General features: G+C 36.2%; 15 protein-coding genes. 9 read left to right on the top strand and 6 right to left on the bottom strand.

Annotated elements, in window-relative coordinates; translation table 11 throughout:
• Positions 1-15: 15 nt before the first annotated feature.
• Both D8M05_RS01670 and D8M05_RS01675 read left to right on the top strand, forming a co-directional pair.
• Positions 16-861 (top strand): YitT family protein, encoded by an 846-nt coding sequence (locus tag D8M05_RS01670; protein WP_121127970.1) that lies wholly within the window; start codon positions 16-18, stop codon positions 859-861.
• Positions 862-878: 17 nt separating this feature from the next.
• On the top strand, positions 879-1,274 hold the full coding sequence (locus D8M05_RS01675; protein ID WP_121127971.1) for a hypothetical protein: 396 nt from the start codon (positions 879-881) through the stop codon (positions 1,272-1,274).
• 38 nt (positions 1,275-1,312) lie between these two features.
• Here the strand turns inward: D8M05_RS01675 and D8M05_RS01680 are convergent, their stop codons facing one another.
• The 4 genes from D8M05_RS01680 to D8M05_RS01690 form a co-directional block, all read right to left on the bottom strand.
• Positions 1,313-1,576 carry a NifU N-terminal domain-containing protein gene (locus D8M05_RS01680; protein ID WP_121127974.1) on the bottom strand — a complete coding sequence of 88 codons (264 nt, stop codon included), beginning with the start codon at positions 1,574-1,576 and terminating at the stop codon, positions 1,313-1,315.
• A gap of 282 nt (positions 1,577-1,858) precedes the next feature.
• Positions 1,859-2,047 (bottom strand): DUF3813 family protein, encoded by a 189-nt coding sequence (locus tag D8M05_RS01685; protein ID WP_121127975.1) that lies wholly within the window; start codon positions 2,045-2,047, stop codon positions 1,859-1,861.
• 23 nt (positions 2,048-2,070) lie between these two features.
• Entirely contained in the window at positions 2,071-2,193 is a 123-nt protein-coding gene (locus tag D8M05_RS20715) for a hypothetical protein (protein ID WP_281271890.1), read from the bottom strand.
• 162 nt (positions 2,194-2,355) lie between these two features.
• Positions 2,356-3,174, bottom strand: coding sequence for a Cof-type HAD-IIB family hydrolase (locus tag D8M05_RS01690; RefSeq protein ID WP_183072674.1), 819 nt, complete (start codon positions 3,172-3,174; stop codon positions 2,356-2,358).
• Between the two features lie 135 nt (positions 3,175-3,309).
• Here D8M05_RS01690 and D8M05_RS01695 point away from each other — a divergent pair, with 135 nt between their 5' ends.
• Positions 3,310-4,071 carry a prolyl oligopeptidase family serine peptidase gene (locus D8M05_RS01695; protein ID WP_121127979.1) on the top strand — a complete coding sequence of 254 codons (762 nt, stop codon included), beginning with the start codon at positions 3,310-3,312 and terminating at the stop codon, positions 4,069-4,071.
• Between the two features lie 81 nt (positions 4,072-4,152).
• A complete protein-coding gene (locus tag D8M05_RS01700) occupies positions 4,153-4,464 on the top strand; it encodes a metal-sulfur cluster assembly factor (protein ID WP_121127981.1) in 312 nt (103 codons plus the stop codon).
• Between the two features lie 327 nt (positions 4,465-4,791).
• Here D8M05_RS01700 and D8M05_RS01705 read toward each other — a convergent pair whose 3' ends face one another.
• A complete protein-coding gene (locus D8M05_RS01705) occupies positions 4,792-5,613 on the bottom strand; it encodes an undecaprenyl-diphosphate phosphatase (protein ID WP_121127983.1) in 822 nt (273 codons plus the stop codon).
• Positions 5,614-5,706: 93 nt separating this feature from the next.
• Here D8M05_RS01705 and D8M05_RS01710 point away from each other — a divergent pair, with 93 nt between their 5' ends.
• The gene (locus tag D8M05_RS01710; RefSeq protein WP_121127985.1) at positions 5,707-6,054 is read left to right on the top strand and encodes a hypothetical protein; all 348 of its coding nucleotides are present in this window, start codon (positions 5,707-5,709) and stop codon (positions 6,052-6,054) included.
• A 105-nt stretch (positions 6,055-6,159) separates the two neighbouring features.
• Here the strand turns inward: D8M05_RS01710 and D8M05_RS01715 are convergent, their stop codons facing one another.
• Positions 6,160-6,336 carry a DUF2929 family protein gene (locus tag D8M05_RS01715; RefSeq protein ID WP_121127987.1) on the bottom strand — a complete coding sequence of 59 codons (177 nt, stop codon included), beginning with the start codon at positions 6,334-6,336 and terminating at the stop codon, positions 6,160-6,162.
• A 159-nt stretch (positions 6,337-6,495) separates the two neighbouring features.
• On the opposite strand from D8M05_RS01715, the gene D8M05_RS01720 reads away from it, so the two are divergent.
• The 4 genes from D8M05_RS01720 (at position 6,496) to fabF (ending at position 10,530) form a co-directional block, all read left to right on the top strand.
• A complete protein-coding gene (locus D8M05_RS01720; protein ID WP_121127989.1) occupies positions 6,496-7,095 on the top strand; it encodes a hypothetical protein in 600 nt (199 codons plus the stop codon).
• Between the two features lie 74 nt (positions 7,096-7,169).
• On the top strand, positions 7,170-8,129 hold the full coding sequence (locus tag D8M05_RS01725; RefSeq protein ID WP_245985114.1) for a BMP family ABC transporter substrate-binding protein: 960 nt from the start codon (positions 7,170-7,172) through the stop codon (positions 8,127-8,129).
• Between the two features lie 202 nt (positions 8,130-8,331).
• The gene (locus D8M05_RS01730) at positions 8,332-9,270 is read left to right on the top strand and encodes a beta-ketoacyl-ACP synthase III (protein WP_121127991.1); all 939 of its coding nucleotides are present in this window, start codon (positions 8,332-8,334) and stop codon (positions 9,268-9,270) included.
• 18 nt (positions 9,271-9,288) lie between these two features.
• Positions 9,289-10,530, top strand: a complete 1,242-nt coding sequence (fabF, locus tag D8M05_RS01735; protein WP_121127993.1) for a beta-ketoacyl-ACP synthase II — start codon at positions 9,289-9,291, stop codon at positions 10,528-10,530.
• Positions 10,531-10,750: the final 220 nt, after the last annotated feature.

Below are 10,750 nucleotides of genomic sequence, written 5' to 3' on the forward strand. Positions count from 1 at the left end.
AGGAGGGTTACGTCTATGTTTATGGTTGAAACAAAGCGTATTATTATTGTTATTCTAGGGGCATTATTAAATGCTATATCATTAAATTTTTTCCTAATCGGAGCGAATGTTTATGCTAGTGGATTTACTGGAACAGCACAATTAATTTCAAGTTTCTTTAATGACTTTATTGGCATTAGCTTTATTGGTACAGGTATATTGCTATTAATATTAAATGTTCCTGTTTTGATTTTAGGTTGGTTTAAGGTTGGGCGAGGGTTTACAATATATAGTATTATCTCGGTACTATTTTCTTCGTTATTCCTTGAATTTTTACCGATAGTAAATTTGTCCGATGATATTATCTTAAATGCTGTATTTGGTGGTGTTATTGCTGGGGTTGGAATTGGATTTACTTTAAAGCACGGTGCTTCTACTGGTGGAATGGATATTATTGCTATGATTCTATCGAGAATGAAGGATAAACCAATTGGTAACTATTTTCTCGTTATGAATGGTATAATTATTGTGTTGGCAGGATTACTTTATGAACCTGAAAATGCATTGTATACAATGGTTACATTATATGTTTCAACAAGGGTTATTGATGCGATTCATACTCGTCATGAAAAAGTGACCGTTATGATTATCACTTTGAAAGCAGATGAATTACAACAAGCAATTCATAAACAGCTAGTGAGAGGAATTACGATTTTACCAGCTAAAGGTGCATATACAAAGGATGATAAAAGTATGTTATACCTTGTTATCACTAGATATGAATTATACGATTTGGAGAAGGTTATTACAGAAGTAGACCCAAATGCCTTTACAAATATCGTTGAAACTGCCGGCATTTATGGCTTCTTTAGAAGAGATTAGCGAAGGGTGAGAAAGAGATGAAATACGGTATTCTAATATTCGGATTGTGTTTATTTTTAGTAGGATGTGGTGGGGAAGATGTTACGGATACTAGTACGAGCGAACCTGCTAACTTTACATTTCAATTGAGAAATATTGATCAGCAATTAGATAGGAATCGTGTTGATTTGAACGCTGAAGTAAATACAACAGAAAGTGAAATTTATTATACGATTGAACAGGGCGAAGAATTGTTACATGAAGAAACATCGATTGCAATAGATGAAGTTTCAAGTTGGTTTCCAATTGACATTAATTATGAATTGGCCGAAGCACAAATTAGTGCAGAAGAACCACCAATTATTACGGTATATGTGAAGGATGAAAGTGGAGAACGAACAAATCCAAATTACATACCTGTTGATGTAAAATAAGAAGAGGTGCCAACAATTATGGCACTTCTTCTTCGCTTTTAAAGATTATACTTTTCAAAAACCTCTAACACTTTTGAGGTCAAATTGTCCCATTCAACATCAAATTGTTTGTTTACAGTAATGAAATTTTGATAACCAAAGACATTATCAACTTCTTCAAGTGCCATTAAATCATTTAAAATTGCATGTTCACTTGTGTCTCCTGGCATAACGGAAATACTATTTGTTCCTTCAAAAATAATGCTATCGCTTGAGAATTTCATTGCATTTGGATTTGGTGTAGCTTCTACTCGTACGCCCATCGTGTTTTTCCCTCCTAATCAAATCGTGCTTACCCCTATATTAGCAGAAAAACACACTTTTAAAAAGCAAAATACAAAGCTCCTCTTACATGTAGTAAGAGGAGCTTAAAAGCCACGTCCAGCTACAGCGCCCAGAGACTAGCGAACTTCCCTCACCTCCGTACGATAACAGTTCGACACGTCGAACTTCCTATAACCTGGGGTCGTCGTGTTTCCTTTATCTCCTACGGTTCAGTCCAGTTCGTACGTCTCTATACGGGCGCTTGTGCTTTTGTGCGGAGTTTAGTGTAATTGGTTATGCTGTTTAAGCTGTTGTTCTAACTGCTGTAATTGTTGCTTTTCTTCAGGTGTAGCATCATTGTATGCAGCTTGAATAGCGCTTTGTGCGGCTTGCTTATCCTGTTCACTTGCATTCCCATTCATGAAACCTGTGACAGCATTTTTAGCTTGTTGGAATAAATTATTTTGCAAGTAAAAACCCTCCTAGTATTTCTTTATGATTCTGTTTTCGTTTTTGCTTCAGCAAGTGTCGAACGATATGGAAATCGCTCAGCGTGTTTCTTGACAGAGTCAGCACCTTGTTGTGTAAACCGTTTGGATTTACTTCTTTTTCCCATGCATGATTCCTCCTTAAGAAATCAGAAATGGAATGCTAATCAGTTGTATAAGAAAACACTTGTGAATGATGAGAAAACAAAAGTGAACGCTTTATATCACGTTCACTACTAGTATGGTTCATATTAAATTTTATAAGCTTGGAAATTTTCGGGAGTGTTTTTTTAGCGTTTCATTTTTAAATAATCTTCAAGGAATACGCCAATACCATCCTGTTCGTTTGTATGGGTAACATGCTTTGCCACATGTTTTAATTCATTAATTGCATTTCCCATCGCAACACCTACACCAGCATATTCGATCATTTCTAAATCATTATCTTCATCACCAAAAGCAATAATTCTTTCTTTCGGAATTCCGAAGTATGTGGAGACTTTTTGTAAACCTACTGCCTTGTTCATACCTTTTTTAACGATTTCAATGATGTTCCAAGGTGCTCCCCATTTACGATGCTCAATAAGTTCTGCGTGGTATTCGGTTAAGTGATTTCTAAGTTGTAAGATATGATCCTCTTTCGGATGAATGAGCAATGAAGTGGGATCATCTTTTAATTTATGCTTCAGACTACCAATATTAAAAGGTGTATCCTTTTCTGTCTCCTGAAAAATTTCAATAATTTTCTCATCGTATTGATCAAGGTACACATCGTCCATCACTTCTGCAAGTATATTGTACACGTCTAAATCATAACAAGCATCAACGATTTTACGTGCTGTACGAATTGGCATTGGATTATGTAGTGCGTCCCATTTTTTATCTGTCGGATGATGAATTAATGCCCCGTTAAAATTGACCATCGGTGTCGTTAAACCAAGTTCATGATAATAATGAATGCTTGCCCGGTGTGGGCGACCAGTAGCAATGACAACAATATGTCCATCGTCCATTGCTTTCAAGATCGTCTGTTTCGTTCTTTCACTAATTTCCTTCTTATCGGTTAATAGTGTTCCATCCAAATCTAAAGCAATTAAATGTCGATTCATTTTTTTCACCTCATATCAGTTAAGTTTAAAGGGGAAAGAATAATATGTAAAGTTATTTATAGGTAAAGATATTTGCATGTGGTGCCATTTAAACATTAAAATAGAAATAGTAAATAATTCCAGGGAGAGACAATTATGATTGGTGTTTTTAAAGAAGAAATCCACTCCGTCCCTTGCTTAGTGATTGTGGATGCGAAGATGGAAAATCAAGCTTTACCGATTGTTACATATTTTCACGGGTTCACTAGTGCCAAAGAACATAATTTAGATACAGCATATTTATTAGCTGAAAAAGGGTTAAGAGTTATTCTTCCAGACAGCCTACATCATGGGGAGAGAGAGGACGGTATATCAGCCGGCAAGCGTTCACTCGCATTTTGGGATACGCTCATCCAAAACATAAAAGAGTTAGAAATGATTAAAAACTATGTGGATGAAAAAGGATTACTATTGGATGGTCGCTTTGGTGTAGCTGGTACAAGTATGGGTGGAATTACAACCGCAGCTGGCTTACAAAGCTTTCCATGGATAAAAACTGCTGCAATCGTTATGGGTTCACCCAAATTAACAACATTCACCGAAGAACTTATTAATAGTTATCGAAAAGTAATTGACTTACCAGTAACGGATGAGGAAATTGTTAAACTAGTGGAAACGGTAGGGCAATATGATTTATCGAAACAAATGGAAAAACTTGCAGGTCGACCATTGATGTTCTGGCATGGTGAAAGTGATTCTGTTGTTCCATTTGAACATTCTTATAGCTTTTACCAAGATGCAAAAGAATTATATGCAAACCAGGATGATATTCATTTTATTAGAGAGGCAAATCGTGACCACAAAGTTAGTCGTTATGCGAAGCTTGAAATTACAAAATGGTTCGAAAAACATCTTTAATAGGTAATTGTGATTTCAATCACTTGAAAATCATGAGAAATATGTTTAAATATAAGAAAGTAGGTAAGGGAGGTAATACGGATGGATGAAGCTTTAAAAGAGAATCTTATGGGTGCATTAGAAAACGTAATTGACCCTGAGTTAGGTATTGATATTGTTAATCTAGGCTTAATATATGACGTTGATTTAGATGATACGGGTGTTTGTGAAGTGAAAATGACGTTAACAGCGATGGGATGCCCACTTTCGGCACATATCGAACGTGACGTGAAATTTGTACTAGAAGATATTCCAGAAGTAAAAGATGTAAACGTAAATATCGTTTGGAATCCACCATGGAGTAAAGATAATATGTCCCGTTATGCGAAGATTGCATTAGGAATTCCAGATTGATTAAACAAGCGTATAAGCCAAAGAGCTGGAGTGTCTTGGGCTAATATATGCTCGGCAAAAAGAATTAACAAAGTAAATTCATTGACGTATTAAAAGATAGATCGTAAAAATATGTAGCAGTTCAATTTATTTACAAATAAATTGAACTGCTTGTTTTAGTTCATTTTTGGATTTGACGTGATTTTGATTAAATAGGAGTATTTTCAACGCCTTTTTGACTCGAAAAGAAAAGGAAAATAATATAAAAACGCTTGAGATTTTTAACTGCTCTCAAGCGTTTTGCTCCAATGCTCAATTTCAATTTTTATTTCTGAACTAGTCTACTTTTTACAGAAAGAAAATAACAAGCAAGCCTACAACGACACAGTAATAAGAGAAATACTTTAGATTTCCTTTTGCCATGATATTCATGAACCATTTCAGTGCAAAGTATGTTGCAATAAAGGCTGCGATAAATGCAACGATATTAGGAACTAATGTTGCTTGGAAAGCATCACTACGAACCATGTCAGGTACTTCAAGAATGGTTGTACCTAAACTAACTGGAATATACAGTAAGAAAGAGAAACGAAGTGCTGTTTCCTGTTTCATTCCAACAAGCATGGATGCAACAATGGTAGAGCCTGAACGGCTTATCCCAGGTGTAACCGCAACGCATTGTGCTAGTCCAACAATCATCGCGTCTTTCATTGATAGGTCTCCATCACTTTTTCTTCCTCGTAAATTACGAATCATCCAAATAGCAACAGCAGTTATTAATAACGTATAGCCAACGACAACTGGCTGACCTAGAGCCTTACCAATTGCATCACCGAATAATACACCAACAATACCAACAGGGATGGTTGCAACAACTAGATAAATAATAAATTGAAAGTCACTTTTAGCTGTTTCTTCTTTCTTGAAGAGGTACAGGTATCCATTTTTAATCAAGCGAATAATATCATGACGGTAAATAATAAGAATGGCTAACAAGGAAGCAAAATTAACGAAAATCTCAAATGTAAGACCGTCTGTTTCTACACCGAATATTTCACGAAAAATAACAATATGCCCACTTGATGAAATTGGAATTGGTTCCGTTATTCCCTGTACTAATCCTAATATTAAATATTCTATAATTGTCCATAATTTATCGAAAAAATCCATTTTTTTCTCTCCTTACTCCTTTTACCTACTTACCTATACAAGTCACCATTCCGTGGGCTAATGAATAGTCTAGATGGTGAGGAGGTTGATGGTATGAATATGAAAAATAATCATAACAATATGTATGATCTATGTAAACAACATATGCATTCTTATGTAATGGCTGAAACAGTTGATGGTACGTCATTTGATGGTATTGTAACTGGTTTAGATGATGAATACGTATATTTTGCTGTTCCGGTAGAGCAGGATCAGCAGCATGCACCACATATGGGAACAATGCAAAGTTCCCAGAGACAATTTGGTTTTGGATATCCAGGTTACGGCTATGGATATGGGTACCCGGGATATGGATATCCTGGTAGACCACCGAGAAGGTTCAATCGGCTTGTCCTACCATTAGCTGCATTAACTGCCTTAGCAATACTACCTTGGTATTAGCAGAAGACCCTTGCCATACGGAGAAAGGCAGGGGTTTTTCTTAGAATAAAACATACTTAAACGAAACATCAGTGGGTAATCCCAGCCCCACTGATGAAAGAATAGTTATTCACTTTTTTCTTTTAATGCCACTTCACCTAATATAAATGTAACAATAGCAAGAACAGCAGCAAGAAGCAATGCATCTGAAATTACGAAGGCTTCTCCACCCATGCTTGTTAAAACATATGTAGCAGCTAAAGCAATTAAGACAGACCAAATAATTGTCATTATGTAACGCACAAAATACACCTCACAGTTTTTCTATTGGTTATTTGTAATATATATTAGTACATTCCTATCCTATAGTTTACCAAAAAGGATTAGAAAGGAAAAGAATTTTTTCAAAATTACTTAGAAAGCAGTTTTTTTTCGTACATATCATTTTAAGGGGGAGAAATTATGTCAATTCTAGTTGTAAACTGTAGTCATTGGATTGGCTTTCATATCACAGAAGCCTTGTTAGGTGCAGGGAATACAGTTGAGGGAATACCATTTGATGAGGAAACAGATGATTTATTGATGTTCTTTGGTAGAAATAGTTCATTCACACTATCGTCAAATATTAGGAAGAAAAAATATGATATTTGTATTATCATCGGGGAATATGATCATCGTGCAATAATAAATGCAGACAAAATAGTAATTATTAATGAACAAAAGCATGATGAAAATAGAGATTCCTCTACCACGACAATTAAAGCACCTCTTCTCTATGGAGAGTGGATGCCGATGAATGAAAAAGGATGTTATGTAGGAGAAGAATATATTACATTCGAATCAGATTATTTTAAGCAAAATGCAATTTATATTAAGGATTTTACTGAAGGGTTAATACAATGGTTAGATTCAGGCGTATTGCCAGCAACTTTTGAGGTGAAATCTTATAATAATAACGAAAAACTTGATAATATATTCTATATTCGTAACAATAAACCCGTAGATAAAAAGGTAAAAAAGCTACTTGAACACTATCATTCCTATAAAAATTCCTATAAATGAAACGTTAACTTGGTAATAATAGGGTATATAAAATATAATTGACATAGTATTTTCTAAGAGTGGGGTGCCTATATTTGAAACGATTATTTTACCTAATTCTCACATCAGGGATTGTTGTTATGCTAACAGCATGTAGTAATTATTTTGAAAGTGGTCAGATTCAAAATGTAGGTATGCTCGTTGATGGAACAATTGCTGAAAATGCATGGAACGAAAAAGGGTATGAAGGTTTACGTGAAATCGAGAAAGAATTTAATACAGACGTTTTTTATAAAGAAAACATCGACACTGAAACAGAAATAATAAATGCTGTTGATGAATTTGTCCAAGATGGAGTCAATTTAATATTTGGTCATAGTAGCATGTATGGAAACTATTTTAACGATTTAGCGAAATACTATCCTGATGTTCATTTTGTTTATTTTAATGGAGGCATCTATCGCGATAATGTGACAAGTCTTAATTTCAATTCACATGCAATGGGTTTCTTTGGTGGAATGATTGCTGGTGAGATGACAGAGACGAGTAAAGTAGGTGTTATTGCCTCCTTCTTGTGGCAACCAGAGATTGAAGGGTTTTATGAAGGCGTAAAGTATCAAAATCCACATGCAACCGTTGAAATAGATTATATAGGAAGTTGGTTTGATACGGAAGGTGCTTTAGCAATTTATGATTCGATGAAAAAGAAAGGGGTAGACGTTTTCTATCCTGCAGGTGATGCGTTTAGTGAGCAGATGTTAAAGAAAGCTGAAGAAGATGGTTTACTTGCAGTAGGGTATGTCAGTGATCAGCACGAAATTGCACCTGATGCGGTGTTGACAAGTACAATTCAAGAAGTGGACAAGCTTTATGATCAAGTCGCTCGTAAATTTGACGATGGAGAACTTGTTGGTGATATTTTAACCTTTGACTTTCAAGATGAAGTGATTGCGTTAGGCGAATTTAATGAAAAGATTCCGAAGGCTTTTGAGCGATATGTAGACGATACCATTGACGAATATATCGATACAAATCTGTTACCGAATGAGTACTAAAGCCTGTTTCCTGTCAAAGCTCCAGAAAAAATCTGTTGCGCAGCTATCGTTACCTCTGTGCGATAACTGTTCTACTAGTCGAACGTCCTTTTAAACGGGTTTTTACGCTTTTCTATACTTGCTATTTGTCGGAAATTATATTAAAATTAGTACCAAGTCATAATATTTGATATTAATCATTAAATATGAGGAGCGGTATAGAATGAGTGTTGGTTTTTTAGGGACTGGACATTACGTTCCACAAAAAGTTGTCACAAACAAAGATTTAGAAAAAATTGTAGATACAAGTGATGAATGGATTCGCACACGAACTGGAATAGAAGAAAGAAGAATTGCAGATGACGAGACAAATACGTCTGATATGGCGTATCATGCTGCTTTGCATGCACTAGAAGATGCAAAATTAAGTGCGGAAGATATTGATTTAATTTTAGTTGCTACTGTGACACCTGATACGCCGTTCCCATCTGTTTCATGCATGCTCCAAGAACGTTTGGGAGCAACAAGAGCTGCCGCTATGGATGTAAGTGCTGCGTGCTCAGGTTTTATGTATGGTGTTATTACAGCAAAACAGTTTGTTGAAACGAATGTTTATAAACATGTGCTTGTTGTTGGGGTGGAGAAATTATCGAAAATCACGGATTGGTCTGATCGAGCAACCTGTGTTCTTTTCGGAGATGGTGCAGGAGCTGCTGTCATTGGTGAGGTTTCAGAAGGGAAGGGAATTCTATCCTTTGAACTAGGCTCTGATGGTTCTGGTGGAAAACATTTGTACCAAAATGAAGAAAACTATTTATATATGAATGGACGCGAGGTATTTAAATTTGCTGTAAGAAAAATGCCAGAAGCATCTGTGAATGTGATCGAAAAAGCAGGAATCAATAAAGAAGATGTGGATTATTTAATTCCACACCAAGCGAATATTCGAATTATGGAAGCAGCAAGAGAGCGACTTGGAGTTCCCGAAGAAAAAATGAATAAATCGGTGAAAAAATATGGAAATACCTCAGCAGCCTCAATACCAATTGCATTATCAGAATCAGCAAAGGACGGAAGCATCAAGGATAATGACATTGTTGTATTAGTAGGATTTGGTGGTGGACTAACCTGGGGTGCAATGGCATTACGGTGGGGTAAATAATTGGGAGGAGGATTCCTTATGGAAAATAGAAGAGTTGTGATAACTGGTTTAGGTGCAGTTACGCCTATTGGTAATAATATTGAAACGATGTGGGAAAGCATTTTAGCTGGAAAATCTGGTATTGATTTTGTAACAAAGGTGAACAAGGACGAGTATCCTGCAAAAGTTGCAGCAGAGGTAAAGGATTTTGACCCTACTGCTTTTATGGAGAAAAAAGATGCAAGAAAGATGGACCCTTTTACACAATATGCTGTCGCAGCTGCTAAAATGGCTGTACAAGATGCAAATCTAACGATTGATGATAACAATGCACATCGTGTTGGTGTTTGGATTGGTTCAGGAATTGGTGGCATGAAAACATGGGAGGATCAGCATACCAAATTATTAGAAAAAGGACCTAGTCGTGTAAGTCCATTTTTTGTTCCAATGATGATTCCTGATATGGCTGCTGGACAAGTTTCCATACAGCTAGGAGCGAAAGGAATTAATTCTTGTACGGTAACTGCTTGTGCATCTGGAGCAAATTCGATTGGGGATGCATATAAAGCGGTGCAGCGTGGAGATGTTGATTATATAATTGCTGGAGGAACAGAGGCACCAATTTCAAATATGGCGTTTGCGGGTTTCTCATCAGCTAAAGCATTATCAACGATAAACGAACCTGCTATTGCTTGTAGACCTTTTGATAAAAATCGTGATGGTTTTGTTATGGGTGAAGGTGCTGGAATCTTAATTATGGAGACTTTAGAATCGGCATTAAAGCGAGATGCGCACATTTATGGAGAAATCGTTGGGTATGGTTCAACTGGTGATGCTTATCATATTACTGCACCGGCAGAAAATGGTGAAGGTGCAGCAAGAGCAATGCAACACGCTTTAAGTGATGCAGGCCTTACTCCGGAAGAAATAGATTATATTAATGCGCATGGAACGAGTACAGCTTTAAATGACAAATTCGAAACAGCAGCAATAAAAACTGTTTTTGGTGATTATGCGTATAAACTAGCCGTATCATCAACGAAATCAATGACAGGCCATATGCTTGGAGCTGCTGGTGGAGTGGAGTCAGTTATTTCCGTACTATCCATTCAAAATGATGTCATTCCAGCTACAATGAATTATGAAACAGCCGATCCTGATTGTGACCTTGATTACGTTCCGAACGAAGCGAGAAAACAAGAAGTAAATGCGGTATTGAGTAACTCCCTTGGTTTTGGTGGTCATAATGTTAGTTTGATCTTTAAAAAGTATAAGGGATAGATAGAATGAGAGAGAGCTGATCAGCTTAGTTGCTGGTTGGCTTTTTTTTTCGGTGTGGAGGATAGAGATTAAGGGATATCCCGAGAAAGGAGCGGATATGATTAAGCCCGTATAATTGTGTAAAAAGAAAAGGGCCAATCATCAACCCCATGTTACAATGTTTTTAACCACAAAAATATCGTAATAGGAGGAATTGATGATGACCCAACTTAATTTTACA

The organism is Oceanobacillus bengalensis (genome assembly GCF_003628445.1).
GTDB classification, from domain to species: Bacteria; Bacillota; Bacilli; order Bacillales; family Amphibacillaceae; genus Oceanobacillus; species Oceanobacillus bengalensis.